The following is a 25,123-nucleotide window of genomic DNA, read 5'->3' on the forward strand; positions in this document are numbered from 1 at the left end:
ATGACGCTATCAGTAAATGCTACGTTATCCGTTGATTATCCTGCGACGCTCGCAAAGAATTTTTGATAATCGGTTGCAGCGAGTACGTTTTCCAGATTCGCCACCAGCTCGCGTAGCCCCTGTTCGTCCTCGGTTGTAAAGCGACTGAAGACCGTACTGTCGATATCCAGAACGCCAATAATCTGATTTTTCACCACCAGCGGCAGAACGATTTCAGAATTACTGGCAGCATCACAGGCAATATGCCCGTCAAACGCATGAACATCTTCCACACGCTGGACCTGATTTTCGGCCACCGCCGTGCCGCATACGCCACGCCCTACCGGAATACGCACGCAGGCCAGTTTGCCCTGGAACGGGCCGAGCACCAGAGTTTCACCTTCCAGGAGGTAAAAGCCGGCCCAGTTCACGTCAGAGAGACGTTCAAACAGCAATGCGCTAGTATTTGCCAGAGTGGCTAAGAAGCTGGTCTCACCCGCCATCAATGCCTTAAAATCGCGGTTCAGATCCGCGTAGAATTCTGTTTTGTTCATTATTCAATCACTTAGTTGTCTTACAAATTTACCGCATAGCCTATTAAAATAAGCATTAAATGCGCTCATGCTCAAGATGAATCCGTTCATGAGTTATTATAACTTTCAACAATACTTATTTGTGCGCAGCTGATGGCCTTAAAAACAACCAAAATTACGCCGACAAGAAAGATAACTGTCCATACTGTGAGCGAAGCTTTGCCACGTGCACATTATCAGCGTTGCCCCCAGTGCGATACGCTTTTTATGTTGCCGAAGATGAAATCGCACCAAAGTGCCTTTTGTCCGCGCTGCGACGCCAAAATTCGCGATGGCCGCGACTGGTCGCTAACCCGTCTCGCCGCTATGGCCGTCACCATGCTGCTGCTGATGCCCTTCGCCTGGAGCGAACCGCTGCTGAAACTTTACCTGCTTGGCGTGCGCATTGACGCCAACGTACTGCAGGGTATCTGGCAGATGACCCGTCAGGGCGATCCCATCACCGCTGCCATGGTGCTGTTCTGCACCGTTGGCGCGCCGCTGGTGCTGGTCGCCGCCATTGCCTATCTGTGGTTTGGCAATATTCTCGGCATGAACCTTCGCCCGGTGCTGCTGATGCTGGATAAGCTCAAAGAGTGGGTGATGCTGGATATTTATCTGGTGGGCGTGGGCGTTGCGTCAATAAAGGTACAGGACTACGCCTTTTTGCAGCCCGGCATCGGACTCTTTGCTTTCATCAGCCTGGTATTGCTGAGCATACTGACGCTTATCCACCTGAACGTTGAACAGCTCTGGGAGCGATTTTACCCTCAGCGCCCCGCCACGCGTCCTGATGAAAATCTGCGCGTCTGTCTGGGATGTCACTATACCGGCTTGCCCGACGCGCGTGGTCGCTGCCCGCGGTGCCACATTCCGTTGAGACTGCGGCGCAACAACAGCCTGCAAAAATGCTGGGCCGCGCTGATCGCCTCTCTGGTGTTTCTGATCCCAGCCAATATGCTGCCGATTTCCATCATTTACGTGAATGGCGGGCGTCAGGAGGATACTATCCTCTCCGGGATTATCTCCCTTGCGCACAGCAACGTCGGGGTGGCGGCGATCGTCTTTATTGCCAGTATCCTGGTTCCCTTTACCAAAGTGGTGGTGATGTTTACCCTGCTCATCAGCATTCACTTTAAATGTGAACAAGGCTTACGGACCCGCATTCTGCTGCTGCGGTTCGTCACCTGGATTGGCCGCTGGTCAATGTTAGATCTGTTCGTGATTTCACTGATGATGTCGCTCATCAATCGCGACCAGCTACTTGCTTTTACAATGGGACCCGCGGCTTTTTATTTCGGCTCTGCGGTGATATTGACTATTCTTGCTGTGGAATGGCTGGATAGCCGCTTACTTTGGGATGCACATGAGTCAGGAAACCCCCGCTTCGCCGACTGAAGCGAGAATTAAAACAAAACGCCGCATTTCGCCATTCTGGTTGCTGCCCGTCATCGCCCTGATGATTGCAGGCTGGCTTATCTGGACGAGCTATGAAGATCGCGGGAGTACCGTCACCATTGATTTCCAGACCGCCGACGGCATCGTCGCCGGGCGAACGCCCGTTCGCTTCCAGGGGGTTGAAGTGGGTACGGTTCAGGACATCTCCCTTGGAAAAGGGCTGAACAAGATTCAGGTGCGGGTCAGTATTAAATCTGACATGCAGGATGCCCTGCGCAGCGAAACGCAGTTCTGGCTGGTCACGCCAAAAGCCTCTCTGGCCGGCGTGTCAGGGCTGGATGCGCTCGTGGGCGGTAACTATATTGGCATGATGCCGGGTAAAGGAGAGCCGCAGGATCACTTTGTTGCCCTGGATACACAGCCCAAGTACCGCCTCAATAACGGCGATTTAATGATCCATCTGCAGGCGCCGGACCTCGGTTCTCTGAACAGCGGTTCGCTGGTCTATTTCCGCAAAATCCCGGTTGGTCGCGTGTACGATTACGCGATCAACCCGAATAAACAGGGCGTCACCATCGACGTGCTGATCGAACGTCGCTTCACCAATCTGGTGAAAAAAGGCAGCCGCTTCTGGAACGTCTCCGGCGTGGATGCGGACGTCAGCCTGAGCGGTGCGAAAGTGAAGCTGGAAAGTCTGGCCGCGCTGGTGAATGGTGCCATTGCCTTTGACTCCCCGGAAAATTCAAGCCCCGCCACCGCGGATGACTCATTTGGATTGTACGCTGACCTGGCGCACAGCCAGCGCGGCGTGCTCGTCAAACTCGCCCTGCCCGATGCTAAGGGGCTAAAAGCGGGTTCGACGCCGCTGATGTATCAGGGGTTGCAGGTTGGTCAGCTCACCAAAATGACGCTCAACCCGGGCGGCTCGGTCACCGGCGAAATGACTGTCGATCCGAGCGTGGTCGATCTCCTGCGCGAGAAAACGCGTATCGAAATGCGCAGTCCAAAGCTCTCTCTGAACGATGCCAGCCTCAGCACGCTGTTGACCGGCAATACGTTTGAGCTCATCCCCGGCGAAGGTAAACCCAGCAATAGCTTCGTGATTGCCCCGGCGGATAAATCCCTGCTGCAAAAGCCGGGCGTAGTGACCGTCACCCTGAATGCGCCAGAAAGTTACGGAATCGAAGCCGGTCAGCCGTTAATTTTACACGGCGTGCAGGTCGGCCAGGTGCTGGAGCGTAAGCTCTCCGCGAATGGCGTGACCTTCTCGGTCGCCATCGATCCGCAGTACAGCGACCTGGTGCACGGCGACAGCAAATTCGTGGTGAACAGTCGCGTCGATGTGAAGGTGGGACTGGACGGCGTGGAGTTCCTCGGCGCCAGCGCCAGCGAATGGGTTAACGGCGGCATCCGCATTCTGCCCGGCGATAAAGGCCCCGTTCGCGACAGCTATCCTCTGTATGCCAACCTGGAGAAAGCGGTTGAAAACAGCCTGAGCGATCTCCCTACCACCACGCTGACGCTAAGCGCCGAGACGCTGCCGGACGTACAGGCGGGCTCCGTGGTGCTCTACCGCAAGTTTGAGGTCGGGGAAGTTATCACCGTTCGCCCGCGTGCGGATGCGTTTGATATCGAACTGCATATCAAGCCGGAGTACCGCAAGCTGCTGACGCCAAACAGCGTCTTCTGGGCCGAAGGCGGCGCGAAAGTTCAGCTTAACGGTAACGGGCTGACCGTGCAGGCCTCCCCGCTCTCACGCGCGCTGCGCGGAGCGATTAGCTTCGATAATCTCAGCGGCGCGGGCGCGAATCTGCGTAAAGGCGATAAGCGTATTCTCTTCCCGTCCGAAACCGCCGCACGCGCCGTGGGTGGACAGATTACACTGCACGCGTTCGATGCCGGCAAGCTGGCGGAAGGCATGCCAATTCGCTATCTCGGCATTGATATCGGGCAGATCCAGAAGCTGACGCTGATTACCTCGCGCAACGAGGTGCAGGCCACCGCCGTGCTGTACCCGGAATATGTGCAGACCTTCGCCCGGACGGGTTCGCGCTTCTCGGTGGTCACGCCGCAGATCTCGGCCGCGGGCGTTGAGCATCTCGACACCATCCTGCAGCCGTACATCAACGTTGAGCCGGGCCAGGGCAATGCCCGTCGTGATTTCGAGCTGCAGGAAGCCACGATCACCGACTCGCGCTACCTTGGCGGCCTGAGCATCGTGGTGGAAGTGCCGGAAGCGGGCTCGCTGAGCATCGGCACCCCGGTACTGTTCCGCGGCATTGAAGTGGGTACGGTCACGGGCCTGACGCTCGGTACGCTCTCCGACCGCGTAATGGTGGCGTTACGCATCAGCGAGCGTTACCAGCACCTGGTCCGCAATAACTCGGTATTCTGGCTGGCATCCGGCTATTCGCTGGACTTTGGCCTGACGGGAGGCGTGGTGAAAACCGGCACCTTCAACCAGTTCATTCGCGGCGGTATCGCGTTTGCCACGCCGCCGGGCACGCCGCTGGCACCAAAAGCGCAGCCGGGTAAACACTTCCTGCTGCTCGAAAGCGAACCGAAAGAGTGGCGTGAATGGGGAACCGCCCTGCCGCGTTAATCTGACAGGCTCCGGTGTCAACGCACCGGAGCCTTTATGTTACACTGCGCACCTGAACTTTTCCCTGTGGTGTGCCCGTGGCTCAAAACTCCGTATTTCTTCCTGAACAATTCCTGGCGCAGATGCGCGAGGCGCTTCCCTCTCACCTGTCGTTAGACGATTTTATCGCCGCCTGCCAGCGTCCGTTACGCCGAAGTATTCGCGTCAACACGCTGAAAATCAGCGTCGATGATTTTCTGGCGCTGGTCTCGCCGTACGGCTGGCAGCTTACGCCGGTCCCGTGGTGCGCCGAGGGTTTCTGGATCGAACGCGATGACGAAGCCTCGCTGCCGCTGGGCAGTACCGCTGAACATCTGAGCGGTCTGTTCTATATTCAGGAAGCCAGCTCGATGCTGCCGGTGGCCGCCCTGTTCGCCGATGGCAATGCGCCTGAACGCGTGATGGATGTTGCCGCGGCGCCCGGCTCGAAAACCACGCAAATTGCCGCCCGGATGGGTAACCACGGGGCGATACTCGCCAACGAGTTTTCCGCCAGCCGCGTGAAGGTGCTGCATGCCAACATCAGCCGCTGCGGTATTCATAATGTTGCCCTGACGCACTTCGACGGACGCGTGTTTGGCGCCGCCTTACCGGAAGCCTTCGATGCCATTCTGCTGGACGCCCCCTGCTCCGGCGAAGGAGTGGTGCGTAAAGATCCCGATGCGTTAAAAAACTGGTCCGTGGAAAGCAACCTTGAGATCGCCGCCACGCAGCGCGAGCTGATCGAGAGCGCATTCCATGCCCTGCGTCCAGGCGGCACGCTGGTCTATTCAACGTGCACCTTAAACCGCGATGAAAACGAAGACGTCTGCCTGTGGCTGAAAGCGAACTACCCGGATGCCGTGGAGTTTCTGCCGCTTAACGATCTGTTCGCCTCGGCACAGGAGGCGGTCACGCCGGAGGGTTTCCTCAACGTGTTCCCGCAGATTTACGACTGCGAAGGGTTCTTTGTGGCGCGTCTGCGTAAAACGCAGGCGGTTGCTCCCCTGCCCGCGCCTAAATTTAAGGTCGGCAACTTCCCGTTTGCTCCCCTTAAAGGTCGCGATGCAGCACAGCTTGAAGCCGCCGCCAAAAAGGTTGGGCTGGTCTGGGATGAGAGTCTGCACCCCTGGATGCGTGATAAAGAGATATGGCTGTTCCCGGCACAGATCGAGCCGCTCATCGGAAAGGTCCGTTTTTCGCGAATCGGGATCCGCCTGGCGGAAGTGCATAACAAAGGCTATCGCTGGCAGCATGAGGCCGTTATCGCCCTTGCCGGATGCGAGAATACCTTTGCCCTGACGCATCAGGAAGCCGAAGAGTGGTACCGTGGTCGCGATGTCTATCCGGACAGCACGCCATCAGGCGATGAAGTGATAGTGACGTATCAGGGATATCCGCTGGGGCTGGCAAAAAAAGTCGGCTCAAGGCTGAAAAACAGCTATCCGCGCGAGCTGGTTCGGGATGGCCGTCTGTTTACCGGTAACGATCGCACAGCCTGAAAAAAAGCGCATTTTTTTACTGGCGATTTTGCTCTCCTTGTCTACGATCAAAAATGGGTGATCGCACTGGTCATACCAGATTTTGACAACCGACCCGGAGAGCACTATGACGAAAACCAGCGTGCGTATTGGCGCTTTTGAGATCGACGACGCAGAGCTGCGCGGCGAAGCACAAGGCGATCGAACGTTAAGTATTCCCTGCAAATCCGACCCGGATTTGTGCATGCAGCTCGATGCATGGGATGCAGACACCAGCGTCCCGGCAATACTTGATGGCGAACATTCTGTCCTTTACCGTGAGCATTACGATAGCAAAACCGATGCCTGGGTCATGCGTCTTGCCTGACCTAAAGAGAACCCGCCCGAAGGCGGGTTATTTATTACTGCAGCTGCGCCAGCGTGAAGTAACCGTCGAAAACAGCCCCCGTATCAATGTAGTGCAGATTATTAAAATCGTATCTTCTGTCGAGGGGCGTATGCCCAAACCAGAAATGATCCGCGCCGCTGATGCCCTCTCCTTTGCCCACCATAAATCCCATCAGCCTGTCGCGGTTCCATAAGACGCGCTGGGCGCTAACCGGTTTTTGCCAACAGTATTCCGCGGCCGGATAATCAGCATGGGCAATCACATTCAGACCGTTCGCACAGGTTATCTCGATGATATGCGGTAAATCGCGACAGGCGTCGAGCAACGACAGGGCAAGCTGCTGCTGGTCGCGTTCAAGATGCGAAAACCATATTCCACCATTCATCGTCCAGAGAGAAAAATCGTTATTATCCAGACTGTCGAGAGCCATTTGCTCATGGTTTCCACGCACGGCACGAAACCATTTTTCATGAATTAACTGCAGGCATTTAACGCTATCAGGGCCACGATCGATCACATCCCCGACTGAAATAAGTAAATCCTCATATGGGTTAAAATGACGGCGTTTAAGCTCATCCATAAGCCACTGGTAACAACCGTGTATATCGCTGACAACCCAGACGTGACGCCACATCCCACCTTCAATTCGCTGATACATAGGACCTCCTTTAAACAGTATAGCCGCCGCAGAAAAGGCAACAGACAGGCGCGGTCATCACGAAGTCAAACAAACGGTAAACCAAACAGAAATAAAGATCCTCGCGCTATTAATCCCTTTTTATTGGCTCTTTAGAATAAGGGTATAAAAAAAGAGGGTCTTCACGTGTCTAATACGCACCTGCATAACGATGTTTTTTATCCGCATCGCACAAATATTATTTCCGAGCTGGTGAACGGCAAACGCGTGCCGGGTCCGATCTGGCGCAAACGCGAATATCGTCTGAAGTTCCTTTTACGCTCGCTTCTGTTCTGGTCCTCCACCCATCGCATGCTGGAAGCCCTTTCGGGTCGCGACGATTTCGACAGGCTGCTGGCCTCTCAAATTACGTTGCCCAGCAAGACCCACCGACAGTATCTGATGCGCGGCCTGACGGCTAACGATCGCGCCGACGCTATCGTCAACCATTACTACTGGATTGATAGCCTGAAAGAGAGCGGTCTCGCTCAGGCCCTGACGAGCCCGCAGGAGCAAACCGTTGTGCAGTTCCATGCTAAAGACGGCGTAACCTATACGGTCAATGCTTCCTCTGCGGGAAAAGCCGAGCGCGAAGGAGAAAGCACGCTGTGGCTACACGACAACGAGGATACGCTGCTGGCCAGCCTGACCTTTAGCGTCGCACGCAGCAACGGTCAACAAGTCATGGTCATTGGCGGGCTTCAGGGGCCCCGTCGCTGCGTATCACGAGACGCCATTAAACAGGCCACCCGCGCCTGCCACGGCCTGTTCCCTAAGCGCGTATTGATGGAAGTTCTTTTTCAGCTGGCTGCGCAGTCATCTGTCCGGGCGATTTTTGCCGTCAGCGACGAGGGGCACGTTTTCCGCGCGTTGCGATATCGCCTGAGCAAAGGCCGCCATTTCCACGCCAGCTACGATGAATTTTGGGCATCTCTGGACGGTAAAAAGCTTTCGGCCTTCTGCTGGCAGCTGCCGCTGCAAATGGAGCGTAAATCCCTTGAAGAGATTGCCAGTAAAAAACGTGCCGAATACCGCCGTCGCTTTGAGCTGCTCGATGAAATAGAGGCGTCCGTGAAGTCCCGCTTTTAACGATGACTCTTGCTTTATCCGACTGTACACGAAAATTTAACAAAACTGGCAAAAAGGGCTGGACTTCGGCATGCTGTGTTGTGTTATGTTTTAGCAGGACGTACAGGATGTACGCGCTGTATGAGAAAGATTGCGTTGGGATTACGCGTTTACTTTCATACAGATAAAAAGAGACCGAATACGATTCCTGTTTCCGCTACAACCAGCCTTTCTTGATAGCATTCAAGCACTTACATATCAGAAACCCGTTAAATACGGGTTTCAATGCTTACCAATACATCCATTCAATATCAAACCGTTGCCACGTTTTTCGAGTGGGCGACGAGTGTACTTCGGGATCGGTTCGATCCGAAATATCCCTAACTTTGCGTAGCTCCTTCCAGTTTCGCAAAGCCCCGCTTTACCGCCTCGCTGACTTCCATCATCATGCCCCTGTTTCAAAATCATAAAGTTTCGGTGCGCACCTGTTTTTTCTCCCTGCCCTATACTTTCAGTCTGACTGACTGGAGGTTTCTATGTGTGGACGTTTTGCACAAGCACAAACCCGTGAAGAATATCTGGCTTACCTAGCCGATGAAGCTGATCGCGACATCGCATACGACCCGGAACCGATTGGCCGGTACAACGTCGCGCCGGGTACCAAAGTCCTACTGCTGAGCGAACGAGACGAACAGTTGCACCTCGATCCTGTCCTGTGGTCTTACGCGCCCGGGTGGTGGGATAAAGCACCTCTGATAAACGCGCGCGTCGAGACGGCGGCCACAAGCCGCATGTTTAAGCCGTTATGGCAGCATGGCCGGGCGATCTGCTTTGCGGATGGATGGTTTGAATGGAAGAAAGAAGGCGACAAGAAACAGCCCTACTTCATTCACCGCGCCGACGGACAGCCAATATTTATGGCCGCGATCGGCAGCACACCATTCGAGCGCGGCGATGAAGCAGAAGGTTTTCTGATAGTGACATCGGCAGCAGATAAAGGTCTGATAGATATTCACGACCGTAGGCCACTGGTTATGTCGCCTGAAGCGGCCCGGGTGTGGATGCGCCAGGATATAGGCGGAAAAGAGGCTGAAGAGATAGCGGCCGACGGTGCTGTGCCAGCAGACAAGTTTATCTGGCACGCTGTGACGCGCGCCGTGGATAATGTGAAGAACCAGGGGCCGGAGCTAATCGAGGCGGTACAATGAAAAGTTAAAGAGACCAGACGCGTTCTAAATGAGCGAGAAGTGAACATTAGATAGGCATCGCCTTGCTATCCGCCCATATTAAAGCCGGATTTTTGAAAATCTCTGTAGACTTCCGGATTGTTGAAGGCCGGGAATTTAGCTTTATGGGCTGCTGATTCAATCGCTTTGCAATAGGCTTTATTACCATTGCTGGTTGATATTTTTAAAGCCGTGCCATCCTGAGCAAATTCAATATGCAACCTGCATTTTTTTCCCTTCCAGTTCTGAGGCTCATCAAGTTTGTCATTTATTGCCGCCCTGATTGCCCGAGCTTGCTTACCCCATTCATCCTGATCATCCCAGCGTCCTGAACTGCAATTACCCGTAGCTGTGGTCTTATGGCAGTCGGAAGGATGCAACGGCGCACAACCCGCGACCAGACTGAACGCAATAGTTAATATAACGATTTTCTTTACTGGATTAGATAATCCCATATCTTTCCCCTAATTCCCTTTAAACCTCAGCAATGTTGCCACATTCTTCCTTCATTCTGCCATCTTTTTAACCACTAATTTTTTTGCAATAGCAATTCCTCGTCCCCTTCAGGAATATAGCGGACCAAGACATCAAGAAAATTTATCGGACTCTAAGCAGATCTGAAAATCTCGTCGTATATCTAGGCGACAGCATTTCCCGCTTCATCTGCCATTGCTGCTGTATGCCCTGCCCGGCAAAGTAGAGCGTGCCTTTTCCATCTTTAGCGTTCAGGTGATCGAGCACCTCCATCAGTCTGTCACTTCCTGCGCGCGGTGCGTTTTCATCAAAAAGGTTGAGCTGAGCCACCCCTTGGCTGAAGAAGTCGCCCAGCATAATGCCAGCCTTTTGATAGCGGTGACCATCCTTCCAGATTTTGTCCAGGCACTTTACTGCGGCGTTGATGATGTCGCGGGAATCTTGGGTGGGGGTGAGAAGCTTCATTGAAGCACTGTTACCGTAATACGGCTCATTAAGCGCGAATGGTGAGGTTTTCACGAACGCAGAGATAAAGCGGCAGTACTGATGCTCGCTGCGAAGCTTTTCGGCGCCACGCGCCGCATAGCTGCAAATGGCCTGGCGCATCTGTTCGTACCCGGTGACGCGTTCGCCAAATGACCGACTGCAGACAATTTCCTGTTTTGCCGGTGCAAACTCCTCCAGATCGAGACATGGCTCACCGCGCAGCTCCCGGACGGTTCGCTCCAGCAAGACATTAAAATGTTTGCGAATAATCCAGGTGCTTTGCTCTGAGAGGTCTAGGGCTGTTTTTATGCCCATAGCGTTAAGCTTTTTGCTGATGCGCCTGCCGACGCCCCAGACGTCCTCCACTGGAACCAGAGAAAGCAGTCGGCGCTGGCGATCGATATTAGATAGGTCCACTACCCCACCCGTTTGCCGCTGCCATTTTTTGGCGGCATGGTTTGCGAGCTTCGCCAGTGTCTTTGTCTGGGCAATGCCAACCCCGACAGTCAGGTGCGTACGCTTCAGAACCGTCGCGCGGATTTCTTTGCCGAACTCTGTAAGGTCCCGACAGTTGCGTACGCCAGTCAGGTCGCAAAAAGCTTCGTCGATGCTGTAAATTTCGACGCGAGGGCTCATTTCCTCGAGCGTCGTCATTACCCGGTTCGACATGTCTGCGTACAGCTCGTAATTGCTGCTGAAGCAAACAACGCCAGCGCGCCGGAATAAGTCCTTTTGCTTGAAGAATGGTTCCCCCATTGTAATTCCGGCGGCCTTGGCCTCGGCGCTGCGCGCGATTACACAGCCATCATTGTTCGAGAGAACAACAACCGGGCGCCCTCTCAGATCTGGCCTGAACACGGTCTCGCATGATGCGTAGAACGAATTCACATCACAGAGCGCGAACATACTTAGCTCGCCGATTTGACGATGAAAGTCACGACACCGAATACATCAAGCGTATCTTCGCTGCCAACGATGATCGGTGAGTAAGCGCTGTTCATCGGCATGAGCTGGACTGTCGGGCGCAGCTGCAGTCGTTTAACAGTGAACTCCCCTTCTACAGCGGCGATGACAATATCACCGTGCTCAGCGGTCCTGGAACTATCCACCACCAGCAGATCGCCGTCGCTGATCCCGGCCTCAATCATCGAGTCGCCTGCAGCTTTTACGAAATACGTCGAACTGGGATGGGACACAAGCAACTCATTGAGATCAATGCGCTGTTCAACGTAGTCTGCTGCAGGACTGGGGAACCCACATTGCACCAAATCGCTGAACAGCGGGATAGCAATAATTTCGCGTAATTCTGCCGGTCTGAAGAACTCCATGATGCATACCTCTAACACTGTTTTTATATACAGTAGTTTTAACTGAGGCACTGATCAAGATGGTCACTTGTTTCTGTGTGGCTACTTCCTGGCCGCTTCGCTTCTAAGCCTGTAGGGCTATTAGTTTTTTAGTATTTGTAAATTTCAGAAGGATGAGTGTCGATCGCTCACTTTGAATACTACATGAAGGGGTTTTCGTCTGAACCGACTGGGCGAATGGTATGCGTAACAACACCAACCAGGCGAACATCATCTAGCGCATCGCCTTCTATGACCTCGCCATCATCAGTAATGAGCGCTTCACCGGCCCAGTACGCATGCTGCTGGCGGCCGCAAAACCAGATGAGCAATGTATCTCCGCGCTTAAACAGCGTTGAGTTCTCTATGACATCATACCCTTCCTGCGTTTCCACAATGGTTGCTGATTGAGAAAGGAATGGCTCTACGGCCGTAGCGAATGCGACGGGCATGTCTGCTGTGCTAGGCATAGTCACCTCACGAATAAACTGTATATATACACAGTATTATTAATACGGGACAGGGATCAAGCGAAGCGAGTGAATTGATTTATAAGTGGCGGTTGGTGCTGGGAATTTAGTTGTGAAAAACCCGCCGAAGCGGGTTTGAATGATTAAGCAGCCTTAGAATCGTTAAATGGAAAAAGCCCGCCTGGGTGGGCTGTGCATCACGATACTGATTTTAGTTGCTGCCTGACTAGCAGCCTGTAGAGCATATCTATCACAAAGTTTGTCAAGGTTACGACGTATCTGGTCGACAACAAGTAACCAAGCACTAAGCTAACTGTCACTGCCAAAGCAATGGCTTTCCAGGTCACGGGCATCGAACTGATGACCTGTGGCCAGAAATAGTATTTCACGATCAGGCCGTGCCACAGATAGACGTACAATGAATTTTTCCCGATGACCCCGAACATTTTGCAATTTGCCATTGCAAAAGAGAATAGTATTATGGTTATAAATGCTATGGGGTAATACTCTATCCGCTGAATTATACCCATTTCATTTGTATAACCGAAAGCTCCAAATGGAGCAACACCGTACAAGAAGTAACGATTAAATGGTAGATTCATAAGAGGAATTGAAACTAACAGTGCAAGCGATCCCAAAGATAGTAAGTGCTTTACTTGAACGCCTTTGAGCTTCTCTTGTTGTGGATTTAACATCACCCCTATCAAATAAAACGGGAAGAATATAATCGTTCGAAATACACCATATGTGTATCCATCTACAGAAGTTAATGATATCAAAATTGAGAGCAATATCGACAAAGGAATTGCAAAGCGAACAATCATTACCAACGGAGTCATGAGTCGCCAAAAGAACATACTAACGAGAAACCAGAGTATCCAGTTTGGTGTTAAAGTCCTCAGATAACCTGAAATATTCTCCGTATTAAGTAGATCTGGCAATTCATAGATAACACTAAACATTAATAAAGGAATAACTATCCCTTTCATCAATGAATTCCATTTGATGCTTGATGAGTACCCTGAAAGATAACCAGATAAAAGAACAAAGGCCGGGATATGAAAAAGATAGACAAAATTATAAATATCGCTAAGCATCCGATTGGCATTTATAAGAGGCTCGATCATGTGCCCAAATATTACTAACAACATAAGCGCGCCTTTGATGTTGTCTATCTTTTCATCCCTTTGTTGCATCGTAGTCTCACTGGTATCGGTATATTTTTGATGCCTCATACCCTATCAAATGAGGCGTTGATATGCACTAATTTTCAGCCTGCCGTTATCTGTGCCTCGTACGCAACACCAGTCTCAACGTTACCGAGACAAATTACGGTCTGACTTCTATACTTACCAACATTTCTAGCAGCCAATGTTTTTGTTCCTCCTCCGATTGAGTAGCAAATATTTCCAGTGACGACCTGATTCAGGAATTCATTATCTATACCAATATTGCCAGAGACATCATTTCCAGTAACTACTACCCTATCCATGTTTATGGTTTGGGTACCTTTGCTCGCCACTAAATTAAAGGTACTTTCAATGGTATTATTAGTAATTGTTCCACTTCTGGTACCATACAAAGCGATCCCTGCAAAATTTGAGGCACCTGAAGCGTATGTACCAATTTGTTGAACTTTATTATTGTCAATTTTCACATTAATGATATCGTCAACTGATATGTGCGTTCTAAAGCAGCCGCGCAGAATGTTATTACTTATAAGCACGTTTCGGTAAGACCCGGTAGAGTCAGTTCCATTCCCTTTTATCTGGATGCCCCTGTGATCTGCACCTGTAACATTATCCATTTCCCAAACAATTTGATTGTCAGAAATAATAACATCGGCATTGACAACATTAGCGCTTGGCCTGAGTATAATTGGATAAAATGTTACAGTGTCAGGATATCCATTCGCTTTTGAATATAAAATTCTGTTCCTGCTTATAATGACACCGGACCAACCAATGCATTTAATCCCCGCTTTACTTACGAACATATCACAATCTGTAATTCGCAAATCAACCCAGCGACTCCCCGTCACCCCTGAATGACTCCCCACCGCAGATGACCAGTCACTAAATGTGCAACGGTTGATAACTATTTTTCCGCAAACCGTTAAATCATATGGTCCGAACCACGGGAAGGGGCCGCCATCTATTGCTGCGTCCAGCTGAATACACTCTCCGTCATACATATCCAGACCGCCACGACTGAATCTACAATCCTCAATCACCCCGTCATAAGTAGCATTGAGTTCTATTGCGTGCCAACGGCCAGGGACGTTATTGATTTCCAGCCTTGAAATTCTTACAGACGTGGCGTGTCCTGTGCCTACAGGTGTGCAGGGGGCTGGATAATCATCCATTCGCGCGTCAATGGTAAAATCTTGAAGTGCGATGCCGACCGTTGCTCCATAACCGCCGACCGTGCCGTCTGATTTATTCATGAAGAGCGAATTTGTCGATCCTTCTCGCAGGACGACCGTATTGCCTATCCCCATTCCGGATACGACTGTGTAGGAGGGGATGCTGGCTATGCTTGACATTAACCAGGTTCCGGCGGGGATAACCGGCGCTCGATTGTGAATCATCGCTCGGTTCAAAACTTCCCCGAGATCTGTAATAGTTGTATCTGGGTTATTCGACAGCCCCCAGTTGAAGAGATCCATCCCTGTTGGCGTGCCAAGCCTTTGCCAGTATCCGCTCATAGCTGTCGATTTGATATAAATACCTTCATCATGCCAGCCTTCCGGAATGCTCTCAATGTAGACAAAGTCTCCTCCACCAACGGTAGTGAAGGGCTGATAGCCTTTTACTTGGATTCGTTCACCTGCCTTTGCCGTGACATTCTTCAGTTCAGCAATAGTTTCGCAAATTCCAACAAGCTTGCTACCGTCAAAGGAGGCAAGATTTGTCCGCAACGACCCATCCCCAACTGAAATCCATTTTCCAAGTCCAATTCCCCCTGCAGTTTCGGGCGTGGAGCCTGGAGGAACTACAATGCCACCTGAAGGAATAGCTCCATCCCAGCGATAGTATTCACCAGTGGAGGTATCTCGGAGGATTTCGTTATGCCGCGTGATAGTCGCGCCAGCCTGGAACGAATCTACAGTGATATACCCATATGCCGCGATAGCTGCCTGTGATTCATTCACAAAATTAGAGATCGCGTTTTCACCATTCTGCTCAAATACCTGTAGCGACTCTCCGAATGCTACCTCCCTCCCATGATTGGTCTGATGCTTATTGCCAAAGCGATCAACATAGTACGTCTGGGTAGTGCTGGTTACTTCCTCGTCAATTTTTCCCGCGTTAAACTTCAGGTCGCGAGGTGATTCGCTTGGTACTGGATTTTGTGTTGGTTGAGTAGCCATATTGATTCCATAAAAAAACCCGGCGCAGTGGCCGGGTTGTGATGGTCTGGAAGGTTCTTATTGGTAAATAAGATCGCTATATTCAGCGAGGGTTAATGCGGTGCTTCCCTTGCCGTCTGGTTGCTTAGCCGTGATAGTCCACTGCCCTGCATCAAGCTCCTGAGAAGTGGCAATGACGTATCGGGAAGGTGACTGGACGTTGAAACCATCAAATAGATTGAGCTCGATATTCGGGATAGCTGCCGTAAAGCCGAACGCAGTATCAGCACGCAGAGAGGCCGGGTATCGCGCCGTGGTGGCGCCGGAAGAATCCGTGACCTGCACAAACATGGTTCCTGAGAAATTGATACGCTCACTGGTCTCGAAGTCATTCCCGACTCGCGAAACGATATAACCGGCCTGCTGGTTGGTGTCGTATGTGTCCGGCACCTGAACCATGTCACCGATGTTTACCCACTCTCCGTCGGCCATGGCGGTGATTTGCATGGTCATGCGGGAGTAGATAAGCCGCTTGCACTCGCGAAGCGCGCGCTCGTCTGCCTGGAAGCGATTCCTGACGTACAGCATTTCGAACTTCTTCGCTTTGGCCGGCGATCCTTCAATGATGGAATTGCCTGATATCCGGTACCGGACAAAGTCCTGCTTATTGGTGTCCGGGTTGCGATACTGCACCTCCACGCCGTCATAGCCGCCAGGAAGCGTCATGTCGTAGGAGAGCGAGTAACCATCAGGCCTGGTGTTTGAGCGGTTAAATATCGTGGCCGCAGACGTCTTTTTTCCGTCTCTGGTGAATGACAGCACGCCATTGTCGTCGTAAACCGATACGCTGGCGGCGTCGCAAATAGTCTCCATCCTCGATCCGAGCGACACATCCTCATCGTCAAAGGTAAAATCGAAATACCCCAGACGCGGGTCGATAGCGTCAATTTGAGCCTGTATCTGGTACAGACCGTAAATATCAATGCTCGACTCCGGCTGTTGCCCAACCACCAGCCAGTTAAACAGCGCAATATCTGCAAACTTGCGCGATGGCCTGAGCGTGTAGTCGACCTGCTGCGTCGTCATGTTGTAGCTGATGACGTGGCGGGTGATTAGCGCGTTGTACTTCCTATCGCGCCCGCTTGTGGCGTTCTCTGTAGCCCTGACCTTCACCATTACCAGAGAATCTTCAGCATGAACGACGTTAGTTCTGACGTTTACCGCGTGGATTTCTTCGACCTGAAGTTTACTGGCATCGCTACTGTTATCGGTCCTCTTGAAGGTGATCGCATAACGTCCAAACCCGCCAGCCGGGGTGAGCTTGTCAGTCCGGTTAAACGTCTCCGACATGTATTGGTGTGGCGTCGTCTGCCGGTATGTAAACGTCTGTTCAGTTCCGGGGATCATATTGTTGTCATTGTCGACCTTCCAGATGTTTACAACCCAGTTCGTTTCGCTTTTCCCGCCGAGCCCGGACTGCGTATGCAGCCACAGCTGGCTTGATGGTATCGGAGAGAAGAACGGACCGACGATCAGCGCGGCGTTATCGTTCAGGATGAACTTGGTTGTGTTAATTGTGGCGTCCTGGATGGGGATGGACGGACCATTCAGGTTATCGAACGTGAACGTGTAATAGTAAACCGGACTGACAACAGACCCATCGTTTGTCTCCGCAAAGCTGATAAGGCGCCCTGACAGCGTGACATCTTCCGTTCGAGTACCGCCGGTGATCGGGTACGTAACGTTAATAGTGAACGTTACCGGGTGCGGGAAAGTCAGGTCAGCGAAGTAATCGAAGTCCGCCTGTTTAACGATTTTCATCGCTATCTGGCCGCCAGCATATACGCCGCTGATGACGGTGTTTGCTGTCGCCGTCTCGATCGGGAAATCGCCGCTCTCGTTAAGGCCTGGCACTTCCTGCCCGTCGACATCGTCGAATTGATAGCCCTCATTCACTACCGGAATGACATCACCTGGCTGGTAAATGGTGTAGCTTGCACCAGCCATAGAACCGAGGTTCGACTCAGAGAAGCGCACTGACGTTACGTCGTATTTCCCCAGACCAAATACCATCAGCTCAGTGATGTATTTCAGGTTGCTGATGTATTCGAATAGCGATTCCTGAGCCAGATCCGGGAAAGAGCGGACCTGGCCGAAATTGTCCGGCTTGGCCTCGCCATTGCGCGCGATGTTAGTCTGCCCCTTCAGGCTGTTATTCGGTGAGGTCTTGCTGTTTCCGGCACCGGCGTTCGTGTTTGGCTTCGGTATTAGCGAAGACAACACCTTTTGGGTGAATTTGATTGGGTTCAGGTGCTCGAGCGGATTTAACAACGTGCCGACAAGACCGCCACTTTTCGGCTGGTCGAAGATTATTACCCGGTCGTCGCCCTGAAGTGCAAAATCCAGTTCGTCATCAGGCTGCAGTTCTTTGCCGTTAACGTTGATGCGAATATCGCGGTGAAAACTTTCCTGCTCAAGCCACTCGGAAAATACCGTGCCGGCTTTAACAATCGCCCGGTCCTTCGGCATCCCCGGAATGCGCTGAATCTCGATTACCGGCATAGGTGTAAAACTCCACTCTGGTGAATAGCTTCTGAATGGTCCGGATGGCGTCGAACCTGACGTGTCCATTTTCCCCGCGACTGTGCAGCGCGCGACCGTCGACAATCAGACCAACATGCACCGGCTGACTGCCAACCCAGGCGACGAAGATCCCGTCCTCCGTGAAAGTGGCGCCCGGCTGCCAGAACACGACATCAGCGTCATAGCACGTCATGAAGTCGCGCCCGGATTCGTAATCCACCGTCTGGTGAATCTCGATCCCCAGAACGTGGCGGTAATAGAGGACCACCAGGCCCCAGCAGTCAGCAGCGTCAAAGCTGCAGGCGCGATTATTCCAGGGGATGCCCTCAACCAACGAAATGAACTCGTCTTTAAGCATTCTGGAGCCCCGGATATTCTTCGACTGTGTACAGCCGACCGACGTTGCGATTAAGCGGATTTACGCGCGTCAGGCTGCACGTCACGTCCTTGTCGTCCATCGAGCAGTCACTGACGTAGAGCGTCCACGACTTGATGGCCGTGGACATGTCGGCTGCATCAAACTGCTGGTACGTCGCCGAGATTGGCGTGATGCGCGAGTAGGCTTTCCACTGCTTTAGTTGCTGCTTGAAGTCCTGCGCCAGTCGGCCAAATTTGACGGTGCTGTCGAGGATCGGCGTGTTGCTCTGCTGGCTTTCGGTTAACTCCATGCGGCAAGGTGTGTAGACCTGGCCGCCGAGCGTTTTGGGGAAAATCTGGTTATTGACGAGCCTGATATAGCCAAAGACCGGGCTGTAAAACGTGATGGTTTCGTACAGGATCCGGTTTGGCCTTCGGCTCTGAAATTCTCTGAGCGTCGGCATTATGGCACCTTAGGTAAACTCTCCGGGTCGCGCCCGTCAGGATAGCCCGTGACAATGATGTCCAGCCATGATCCCCACGGCGGCGGCAACTCAACTATAATGTCGTCAAACTCGTCATCAGAGTTAACCAGCTCGCGCGCAACTACATCACCGCTCCACGTGAAAATGGACCCGGACTGTGACCATGACGGCCAGGAGAGAAAGTGCAATTCCTGAACCTCTACGCCGGTGTCTCCGGTCCCGGTGCCAATCGGCATCGTGAACCACTGATTGCAGTTGTCGAGGTAGTTCGGGCTGCGTAACCACTGCATGAATGCCCGGTGCTGGTCCTGCGTGAAGATCCACGTTAACGAGAATGACGTCTTCAGGTCGTCGGTTAATTTCTGAAACACCGGTGCGCCGACCGTAGGCTGGTCGACGCGAAATCCGGTATCGGTGGTTGGTGATTTCCCTTTCTGGGCCAGCGGCAACCAGTCAGGGTACGGAATTGGCATGTTATCCCCTTGCTTTGCGTGGTGCCTGGTGATTTTGCTGAATAGCCTGGCCGATGCGGCCGCCCTGGCTGATATCGGCAACAATCATATCGATCGTCACTCCATTGCCGTTCTGGGTCGCCTGCGCGTCGACAGTTGCGCCGGTATAGTTCTGAATGTTGATAGTGACAGGCACTGAACTACCGCCGGCACCGGAATTCATCTGCTTGTTGCTGATGACCTTTCCGTTATCGCCGGGGATCATGTACTGGCTGCCATTGTTAGCCTGGTAGATTTCAGGCATTCCGCCCTCACCTACCTGATACGTACGGCCCGCAGATACCGGACCGCCGTTCTTACGCTTCCCGGCAATCCCGCCTGCCATCGCCATAGCGGCAATCAGGGCCGCAATACCGATAGCCGCAGCACCACCGAATGAACCGATTGAGGCAACGGCTGCCGCAGGAGTCCAGACCGCCATTGTGGTAGTGGCCGCCGCTGTGCTTGCCGCAGTGGTTGTAGCTAAGCCTGCGGTTTGCGTCGCAGTGGTTGTGGCAATCGCAGATGTTTGCGCTGCAGCACCCATCACGGCAGATTTCACCCACTCAACGCCCATCTGAACGAAGCCGTTAATCATGCTATTCAGTGCGTTGCTGGCGAGAGATTGCATAGCCTCCTGCGCCGACATGCTTCCAGTCAGGATCCCGGTAAAAGCATTCGAGATATTCCCGGAGAGAGAATCAAAACTCGCGGCCAGCATCTCATTACCAAGGCTCTGGTTACGGAATATCTCCCACTGTGCAGCGATACGCGCCTGTTCATACTGCGTGTCAGTTGCAGCGCGCAATGCCATGGCGTTTTGGTGAGTAATAAGCCCCTGCTGCTCGTATGCCTGAATAAGCGCGAGTTTCTTGGCGTTCTCGTTAGCCAGCTGCTGAACAGGGTCAACTCCGCCGACCGCTTCCTGCTGTGGCGTCACTGCCTGTTGAGCCTGGATTTTCGCGAGGTTAGCCTGGTGCGTTGCCGCCAGTCGTTCTGAGGTCTGGTTGTACTGTTCCTGGCTGATTTTCTTCGCAGCCAGCGCCGTATTCAGATCCTCAACATCCTGTTTGTAACTGGCGTTCTCAGCCGATTCAGGGAGAAGCTTCTGTGCTGCAGCTTCAGCTTTGATGGCGTTTGCTGTATCCCATTTTTTTGCCGCATACTGACCGGCCAGCGCTATCTGCTCTTTGGTGGCTCCTTTTCCGAGAGACTGCTGCGCAGTCAGGATGGCCTGCTCGCGGCTCAGCTTGTTCGTTGAGTCGGCAGCAAGTTCCGATTGCTGTTTCAGGTTCGCCAGCTTCTGGGCAATAGAATCGGCCTGTGATGCGCCTTTCTTCTGCTCAGACTGAAGCGTCTTCTGTGCCTGCGTATTTTTGTACGTAGCTGCAGCATCATCTTCCATCTGCTTGGCATGCGGATCATCCTTCACAAACCCAGCATCTTCAGCGGCGTATTGCGCCTGCAGCCGCGCGCGGGCCTCGCCCTGCAACTTCGAGAGCGCCAGGTTGCGCTCTGACTGCTTGATGAGGTTCTTCTGCCCGGCGGTAAGGTTATCCGTGGACTTATTCAGGCTGTCGACGTTTATCTTCGCGTTGGCCGCCTCTCTTGCCAGATCGACAAGTTTACCAGCCAGTTCAGCAATGGCTGACTGCCCATCTTTGGACGAGGACTGCATTTCCTGGAGTTTTTTCGCCAGTTCCTGAAGTGCTTCCGGTGACGGGTTATTGCTCAGGTCTGAAAGTTCTCTTGCCAGATCAAACGCTGCTTGCTTGCTGATACCGAGGCGTGAGGAAAGCGTGCTGACCGTCGAAGATAAAGAGTTCACAATGCCAGAGGCATATTGCCCCTGGCTGTTGGCCTGCTGAATGGCCTGGCTCCAGTCAGTGGTGGTGACGCCAAGAGCTGACAGCTCATCGTTGAATTTCTTGATGCTTGGTGACGCCCCGCCAACCGCAGCTAGGGCGCGATCGCCTAACGTAATGAAAGCATCAGACGCGTCACTAATGGCCTTCGGAATCTTTGAGATGGCCTGGTTATACTCGAGCAGCGCCTGATTTCGCAGCAAAGTAGCTACGTCGGCATTTACGCGCGCCAGGGCAGCATACTTGTCTGAAAGCGCGGCCACACCATTCTGAGAGATGGTGATCACCTTATCCATCGCTTCAGCTGCGTCTTTCAGTGCATCCATGGCGTTTTTACCGCCATTCAGCGAAGTAATCAGCACGCCTGCGATAACAGAACTCAGCGCAATCACAGCACCAACCACAGCCCCGCCAGGACCGAACGCCCCGGCAAGCTGCGAGCCCTGCTGAGCGAAAGCCACCAGCGCAGACTGGCCACCCTGCACTTGTACGATGAAGTCCTGAACCTGGTACCCGGCCTGCTGCATGCTGGTTTTCCAGCTACCAGTGCCTTTTGCGCCATTTTCAACGCCAGTCTTCATGTCATACAGGCGGCCGGTAAGCTCGCCGATCTTCTGCTTTTCTTCGTCTGTCGCTTTCGACCCGGCACGCAACTGCGCAGCCAGAACTGCGGCACTACGCGCGCCATTTTCTTGCGCTTCGTCCAGCACCGCCAACTGGTTACCCAGCGCCTCGATGATTGATTCTGCACGGCTGAATTCGTTGCTCGCACCGCCGGTACCGCTGCGGGCCTCTTCCATAGCGCGGGCTATGCTGCTCACGTTGGTGTTCAGCTTGCGCAGCTGGTTGTCCATGGAGTTGGCATAACCGGCCAGTTCAGTAAACGCGGATCCAGTTTGAGACGTACTCTGGTCGAGGTTATCCATTCCCTTGCCGGACTGCTGGGCTGCAGCATCCAGTTTATCCAGAGCATCAATGGCCTGTTTCCCGCCCTGCAGCAGCGGCTCAACGTCGGCGCTGATTTCATAAACGATGCTACCGGCGTTCTTCTCACCTGCCATGTCATTCTCCGGTTATTGCTTTGCTTTTGCCCTGCGTGCGGCCTGTTTAGCCAGGTATTCGTCGGCGATGCTGTCGTACTCTTCTCGAGTGAAGCCTTTCTGGTCCGGGTATTTCGCCGCCAGCAGCATCTGAAATTCGGTCATCGTTAACTGCGAGGCTTCTGCGCGGTTCATTTCAAAGTGACTACGCGCCGCGCTGATGTAATCGAAGGCTTTAAATTCGTTCGTTCTCGCGCCCGTTTCGTGACGCTGCAGCTGGCGGACCTTAGCTTTGCCGACGACTCCGTGCTGCATGAGGTGCTGCGCCAGCACGATGATATCGTTTTTAGGCATTTGTCCCGGGCGGTAAACCACGCAGTGCCGCCACCCCTTCCACTCGCCGATCATTGGCGTCAGGTCGTCTTGGCAGCACGCTTGCAGGACCAGCATGCACGTTGATAACAGCTTCTCAGCGGCGCGGTTAAATGATGGAGAAAGCCATTCAGGAAAGCGTCCCAGCGTGCCAGCGCAAACCTCAATCAGCTGAGCGACATCACTGCCGTGGATGGTGGCGTACGCCTGCACAATCTCTTCCGGAGTGCCGATCCTGGTCATGGCCTCGAATGAAGGTCGCAGCAGGTAATCTTTCCCGCCTTCGCGGCTGTCGCTGATAGAGATTTCGCCAATATCGGTTAAAGGGGTCATAGGCCTTCCAGTAAACGGTCATTATCAAGGGCAGCACGCCGCCCTTTGGAATGTCCGTTAGGTAACGGTAACCGTATGCACGGCCACAAAGTTGCCGTCTTCGGTGTTGATGATGATCTGCGCGCTGCCTGTGGCGACACGCGTCACAGTAACGGTGTTGCCGGAGGCGGTGGCCGTTGCTTTGGTCGCATCGGTAGTCGCTACAGTGAAGTCTTTGTTGGTTGCGCCGGTTGGTGCGATATTCACCGTGAAGGTGCTGGAACCACCTGCCGTGCCAGTGCTGGTTGTAGGGGTTACCGTCACGCCAGTCACTGCGACCTCGCTGATCTCGTTCACCTCGATAGTGCTGGCGTCACCGACTTTGAACTCAGTCGAGAACGTGACGATGTCGTTGGTGCCGCCGTCAGAGCTCAGCGCTGTGATGTTCATGTAGCCGATGAATTCGACGGGGCCATATGCCATTCGCACCCAGATACCTGTCTGACGCTTGGCCTTCAACTCACCTGAGAAATACTTGATGAACTTACCGACACCGTACTGATCCAGCTTATCTTTTTTGCGCACTTCACCTTCAAAGCTGAAGGTGAGATCACTGTTGGTGATGATGGTTTCGACATAGCCGCCGCCGTCATCCGCATCAGAGGTAACCGTGTTAGGGTTGAAGTCGAAGCCTTTAGACGTGCCTGCAGCCAGAGACTTCCACTCAGACTCAAGTGGTTTGACATCCGGGCAGCCATCGGCGACTTCCAGCACGACCGCACCGCCGAACAGGCGCTCGTTCGAGTTCTGGCAATTAGCCATGTGAAACTCCTCTTTGACGTATAAAAAAGAAAACCCGCCAGAGCGGGTTATTGGGTTGGGATGGCTATTCGCCGTAAGTGCAGGCGAACTGGAGTCGGAAGACTATTCGCCCTTCTTCTGTGAGCACCGGCGCGGGAATTGCGCCCATGTTCTGTATGTAACCGACACACTCGTCAGCCATGGGGTTGGCCTGGACGTAATCGACGATTCGCTGCACGGCGTTGAGCGCGTCTTTGCGCTTATCCTTCGCGCCGACAACGTCGACCAGGACGTGATACTCAGAGCCTAGGTCAGTACGAATATTCGATCCGCCGTTTGGCCTGAATACCATGATCGCCTTCGTCAGGTCGCCCGGGTCTTCGTACATCAGCTGCTGCACCGTGAAGCCGGTAGTCAGCCCGGCGTCGCCAAACATGTTGCGCACCCGCTCGTGCATCATGGGTGTCATAGCGAAAGCTCCTTGCGCATCACCGCGTCTATCGCATCACGCTCTTCTTCAAATCCTCTTTTGAGGAATTGAGGTTCTCCGTGTGTGCCCCAATAGGTGCCTTGCTCTTGACCGCCTCCAAACTTCTTGCCTTCTCTGGTGGTTCCAAAGTGGGCTCTTGGCTGGCCTTTAAGCGTGCCTGGCATCTCGTGGACATATGCTGCGTAATTTGCGCTAAATCCAACCCGACCAGTGATGATATGGCCTCTCATATCAACCTCACTGAACTGACTGTTAATCAGTGTGGATGTGTCGATGGGGGTGTAGTAGGCAGCTCTTAACCCGCCGACCATCAGGCCAGACTGAACTCCTCTGACAGCCTTTACCCCCTCAATCTCACTTATAATGCGGTTGGTATTTCTCTTTGCTTCGGCTACACCCTTCACTTTGATGCCCATGGCTTTCTCCAGGCAATAAAAAACCCCGCCTGAGCGAGGTTTGGTTTCATTGAAAGTTGAATCAAAAAGGGAGCATTGCGCGGATTTCAGTGTGCCAGTTATGAAAGGCAGGCAGGTCATCTAATAACCAGAATCCAAAGCCAATCATTACAACGCCAATAATCATTTGAGCAATAACGCTGAACCAGTATTCAATAGGCTTGCTGTCTTTATGGATGTACTCCTTTCGCGTCGTCCCCTTAAATGTCTTTGTATAGACACCTCGTCGCAAAAAGATAATCGACTGAACAAACGCAAAGGGGCCGGTCAGGAAAATCCCACATACCGCAAGCCAATATTGAAAGCCCATCACCTGTCATTCCAGTTAATTTTTTG

General features: G+C 52.9%; 24 protein-coding genes. 6 read left to right on the forward strand and 18 right to left on the reverse strand.

Annotated elements, in window-relative coordinates:
* Window positions 1-35: 35 nt before the first annotated feature.
* Window positions 36-533 carry a GAF domain-containing protein gene (locus DEO48_RS10430; protein WP_008500476.1) on the reverse strand — a complete coding sequence of 166 codons (498 nt, stop codon included), beginning with the start codon at window positions 531-533 and terminating at the stop codon, window positions 36-38.
* 132 nt (window positions 534-665) lie between these two features.
* On the opposite strand from DEO48_RS10430, the gene yebS reads away from it, so the two are divergent.
* The 4 genes from yebS (at window position 666) to DEO48_RS10450 (ending at window position 6,417) form a co-directional block, all read left to right on the forward strand.
* Window positions 666-1,949, forward strand: a complete 1,284-nt coding sequence (gene yebS, locus DEO48_RS10435; protein ID WP_023312213.1) for a membrane integrity lipid transport subunit YebS — start codon at window positions 666-668, stop codon at window positions 1,947-1,949.
* Window positions 1,918-4,551, forward strand: a complete 2,634-nt coding sequence (locus DEO48_RS10440) for a PqiB family protein (protein ID WP_045355985.1) — start codon at window positions 1,918-1,920, stop codon at window positions 4,549-4,551. The genes yebS and DEO48_RS10440 overlap by 32 nt, the downstream gene beginning before the upstream one ends.
* A 77-nt stretch (window positions 4,552-4,628) precedes the next feature.
* Window positions 4,629-6,071 carry a 16S rRNA (cytosine(1407)-C(5))-methyltransferase RsmF gene (rsmF, locus tag DEO48_RS10445; RefSeq protein ID WP_109845098.1) on the forward strand — a complete coding sequence of 481 codons (1,443 nt, stop codon included), beginning with the start codon at window positions 4,629-4,631 and terminating at the stop codon, window positions 6,069-6,071.
* A gap of 106 nt (window positions 6,072-6,177) precedes the next feature.
* Window positions 6,178-6,417 carry a YebV family protein gene (locus tag DEO48_RS10450; RefSeq protein ID WP_008500472.1) on the forward strand — a complete coding sequence of 80 codons (240 nt, stop codon included), beginning with the start codon at window positions 6,178-6,180 and terminating at the stop codon, window positions 6,415-6,417.
* 34 nt (window positions 6,418-6,451) lie between these two features.
* Here the strand turns inward: DEO48_RS10450 and pphA are convergent, their stop codons facing one another.
* Window positions 6,452-7,096 carry a protein-serine/threonine phosphatase gene (pphA, locus tag DEO48_RS10455; protein ID WP_047173214.1) on the reverse strand — a complete coding sequence of 215 codons (645 nt, stop codon included), beginning with the start codon at window positions 7,094-7,096 and terminating at the stop codon, window positions 6,452-6,454.
* A 165-nt stretch (window positions 7,097-7,261) separates the two neighbouring features.
* Here pphA and DEO48_RS10460 point away from each other — a divergent pair, with 165 nt between their 5' ends.
* Window positions 7,262-8,203 carry a VirK/YbjX family protein gene (locus DEO48_RS10460; protein WP_109845099.1) on the forward strand — a complete coding sequence of 314 codons (942 nt, stop codon included), beginning with the start codon at window positions 7,262-7,264 and terminating at the stop codon, window positions 8,201-8,203.
* Window positions 8,204-8,718: 515 nt separating this feature from the next.
* On the forward strand, window positions 8,719-9,390 hold the full coding sequence (locus DEO48_RS10465) for an SOS response-associated peptidase (RefSeq protein WP_109845100.1): 672 nt from the start codon (window positions 8,719-8,721) through the stop codon (window positions 9,388-9,390).
* A 65-nt stretch (window positions 9,391-9,455) separates the two neighbouring features.
* Here the strand turns inward: DEO48_RS10465 and DEO48_RS10470 are convergent, their stop codons facing one another.
* From DEO48_RS10470 to DEO48_RS10545, 16 genes are all read right to left on the reverse strand, one after another.
* Window positions 9,456-9,863: a cell envelope integrity TolA C-terminal domain-containing protein gene (locus tag DEO48_RS10470; protein WP_109845101.1), complete on the reverse strand. Its 408-nt coding sequence runs from the start codon at window positions 9,861-9,863 to the stop codon at window positions 9,456-9,458.
* Window positions 9,864-10,005: 142 nt separating this feature from the next.
* On the reverse strand, window positions 10,006-11,274 hold the full coding sequence (locus tag DEO48_RS10475) for a Y-family DNA polymerase (RefSeq protein WP_109845102.1): 1,269 nt from the start codon (window positions 11,272-11,274) through the stop codon (window positions 10,006-10,008).
* A gap of 2 nt (window positions 11,275-11,276) precedes the next feature.
* Window positions 11,277-11,696: a translesion error-prone DNA polymerase V autoproteolytic subunit gene (locus tag DEO48_RS10480; RefSeq protein ID WP_109845103.1), complete on the reverse strand. Its 420-nt coding sequence runs from the start codon at window positions 11,694-11,696 to the stop codon at window positions 11,277-11,279.
* Between the two features lie 179 nt (window positions 11,697-11,875).
* The gene (locus tag DEO48_RS10485; RefSeq protein WP_146198262.1) at window positions 11,876-12,109 is read right to left on the reverse strand and encodes a hypothetical protein; all 234 of its coding nucleotides are present in this window, start codon (window positions 12,107-12,109) and stop codon (window positions 11,876-11,878) included.
* A gap of 272 nt (window positions 12,110-12,381) precedes the next feature.
* Window positions 12,382-13,380: an acyltransferase family protein gene (locus tag DEO48_RS10490; RefSeq protein WP_181366994.1), complete on the reverse strand. Its 999-nt coding sequence runs from the start codon at window positions 13,378-13,380 to the stop codon at window positions 12,382-12,384.
* Between the two features lie 74 nt (window positions 13,381-13,454).
* Window positions 13,455-15,557, reverse strand: a complete 2,103-nt coding sequence (locus DEO48_RS10495) for a hypothetical protein (protein ID WP_109845106.1) — start codon at window positions 15,555-15,557, stop codon at window positions 13,455-13,457.
* Between the two features lie 57 nt (window positions 15,558-15,614).
* Window positions 15,615-18,098 (reverse strand): host specificity factor TipJ family phage tail protein, encoded by a 2,484-nt coding sequence (locus DEO48_RS10500; RefSeq protein WP_109845107.1) that lies wholly within the window; start codon window positions 18,096-18,098, stop codon window positions 15,615-15,617.
* Window positions 18,040-18,477: a C40 family peptidase gene (locus DEO48_RS10505; RefSeq protein ID WP_109845108.1), complete on the reverse strand. Its 438-nt coding sequence runs from the start codon at window positions 18,475-18,477 to the stop codon at window positions 18,040-18,042. The genes DEO48_RS10500 and DEO48_RS10505 overlap by 59 nt, the downstream gene beginning before the upstream one ends.
* Window positions 18,470-18,940 (reverse strand): hypothetical protein, encoded by a 471-nt coding sequence (locus DEO48_RS10510; RefSeq protein WP_032657161.1) that lies wholly within the window; start codon window positions 18,938-18,940, stop codon window positions 18,470-18,472. Before DEO48_RS10510 ends, DEO48_RS10505 begins: the two co-directional genes overlap by 8 nt.
* Entirely contained in the window at window positions 18,940-19,434 is a 495-nt protein-coding gene (locus tag DEO48_RS10515; RefSeq protein ID WP_109845109.1) for a hypothetical protein, read from the reverse strand. The genes DEO48_RS10510 and DEO48_RS10515 overlap by 1 nt, the downstream gene beginning before the upstream one ends.
* A gap of 1 nt (window position 19,435) precedes the next feature.
* Window positions 19,436-22,378, reverse strand: coding sequence for a phage tail tape measure protein (locus tag DEO48_RS10520; RefSeq protein WP_109845110.1), 2,943 nt, complete (start codon window positions 22,376-22,378; stop codon window positions 19,436-19,438).
* 12 nt (window positions 22,379-22,390) lie between these two features.
* Window positions 22,391-23,062: a DUF6246 family protein gene (locus DEO48_RS10525; protein WP_109845111.1), complete on the reverse strand. Its 672-nt coding sequence runs from the start codon at window positions 23,060-23,062 to the stop codon at window positions 22,391-22,393.
* A gap of 57 nt (window positions 23,063-23,119) precedes the next feature.
* Window positions 23,120-23,863, reverse strand: coding sequence for an Ig-like domain-containing protein (locus tag DEO48_RS10530; protein ID WP_109845112.1), 744 nt, complete (start codon window positions 23,861-23,863; stop codon window positions 23,120-23,122).
* Window positions 23,864-23,927: 64 nt separating this feature from the next.
* A complete protein-coding gene (locus DEO48_RS10535) occupies window positions 23,928-24,311 on the reverse strand; it encodes a hypothetical protein (RefSeq protein WP_109845113.1) in 384 nt (127 codons plus the stop codon).
* Window positions 24,308-24,748 carry a hypothetical protein gene (locus DEO48_RS10540; protein ID WP_109845114.1) on the reverse strand — a complete coding sequence of 147 codons (441 nt, stop codon included), beginning with the start codon at window positions 24,746-24,748 and terminating at the stop codon, window positions 24,308-24,310. The genes DEO48_RS10535 and DEO48_RS10540 overlap by 4 nt, the downstream gene beginning before the upstream one ends.
* A 61-nt stretch (window positions 24,749-24,809) precedes the next feature.
* Window positions 24,810-25,097, reverse strand: coding sequence for a hypothetical protein (locus DEO48_RS10545; RefSeq protein WP_032657172.1), 288 nt, complete (start codon window positions 25,095-25,097; stop codon window positions 24,810-24,812).
* Between the last annotated feature and the right edge of the window lie 26 nt (window positions 25,098-25,123).

This window comes from Enterobacter sp. CGMCC 5087 (assembly GCF_003144775.1).
GTDB lineage: Bacteria > Pseudomonadota > Gammaproteobacteria > Enterobacterales > Enterobacteriaceae > Enterobacter > Enterobacter cloacae_M.

Excerpts from the sequence above, each read along its gene's own strand:
- DEO48_RS10495 (WP_109845106.1), bottom strand. The coding sequence starts at position 15,557 with ATGGCTACTCAACCAACACAAAATCCAGTACCAAGCGAATCACCTCGC.
- DEO48_RS10440 (WP_045355985.1), top strand. The coding sequence starts at position 1,918 with ATGAGTCAGGAAACCCCCGCTTCGCCGACTGAAGCGAGAATTAAAACA.
- DEO48_RS10545 (WP_032657172.1), bottom strand. The coding sequence starts at position 25,097 with ATGGGCTTTCAATATTGGCTTGCGGTATGTGGGATTTTCCTGACCGGC.
- DEO48_RS10500 (WP_109845107.1), bottom strand. The coding sequence starts at position 18,098 with ATGCCGGTAATCGAGATTCAGCGCATTCCGGGGATGCCGAAGGACCGG.
- DEO48_RS10520 (WP_109845110.1), bottom strand. The coding sequence starts at position 22,378 with ATGGCAGGTGAGAAGAACGCCGGTAGCATCGTTTATGAAATCAGCGCC.
- DEO48_RS10510 (WP_032657161.1), bottom strand. The coding sequence starts at position 18,940 with ATGCCGACGCTCAGAGAATTTCAGAGCCGAAGGCCAAACCGGATCCTG.
- DEO48_RS10490 (WP_181366994.1), bottom strand. The coding sequence starts at position 13,380 with ATGCAACAAAGGGATGAAAAGATAGACAACATCAAAGGCGCGCTTATG.
- DEO48_RS10530 (WP_109845112.1), bottom strand. The coding sequence starts at position 23,863 with ATGGCTAATTGCCAGAACTCGAACGAGCGCCTGTTCGGCGGTGCGGTC.
- pphA (WP_047173214.1), bottom strand. The coding sequence starts at position 7,096 with ATGTATCAGCGAATTGAAGGTGGGATGTGGCGTCACGTCTGGGTTGTC.
- DEO48_RS10475 (WP_109845102.1), bottom strand. The coding sequence starts at position 11,274 with ATGTTCGCGCTCTGTGATGTGAATTCGTTCTACGCATCATGCGAGACC.
- DEO48_RS10470 (WP_109845101.1), bottom strand. The coding sequence starts at position 9,863 with ATGGGATTATCTAATCCAGTAAAGAAAATCGTTATATTAACTATTGCG.
- DEO48_RS10430 (WP_008500476.1), bottom strand. The coding sequence starts at position 533 with ATGAACAAAACAGAATTCTACGCGGATCTGAACCGCGATTTTAAGGCA.
- DEO48_RS10465 (WP_109845100.1), top strand. The coding sequence starts at position 8,719 with ATGTGTGGACGTTTTGCACAAGCACAAACCCGTGAAGAATATCTGGCT.
- yebS (WP_023312213.1), top strand. The coding sequence starts at position 666 with ATGGCCTTAAAAACAACCAAAATTACGCCGACAAGAAAGATAACTGTC.
- DEO48_RS10515 (WP_109845109.1), bottom strand. The coding sequence starts at position 19,434 with ATGCCAATTCCGTACCCTGACTGGTTGCCGCTGGCCCAGAAAGGGAAA.
- DEO48_RS10525 (WP_109845111.1), bottom strand. The coding sequence starts at position 23,062 with ATGACCCCTTTAACCGATATTGGCGAAATCTCTATCAGCGACAGCCGC.
- DEO48_RS10540 (WP_109845114.1), bottom strand. The coding sequence starts at position 24,748 with ATGGGCATCAAAGTGAAGGGTGTAGCCGAAGCAAAGAGAAATACCAAC.
- DEO48_RS10535 (WP_109845113.1), bottom strand. The coding sequence starts at position 24,311 with ATGACACCCATGATGCACGAGCGGGTGCGCAACATGTTTGGCGACGCC.
- DEO48_RS10480 (WP_109845103.1), bottom strand. The coding sequence starts at position 11,696 with ATGGAGTTCTTCAGACCGGCAGAATTACGCGAAATTATTGCTATCCCG.
- DEO48_RS10505 (WP_109845108.1), bottom strand. The coding sequence starts at position 18,477 with ATGCTTAAAGACGAGTTCATTTCGTTGGTTGAGGGCATCCCCTGGAAT.
- DEO48_RS10450 (WP_008500472.1), top strand. The coding sequence starts at position 6,178 with ATGACGAAAACCAGCGTGCGTATTGGCGCTTTTGAGATCGACGACGCA.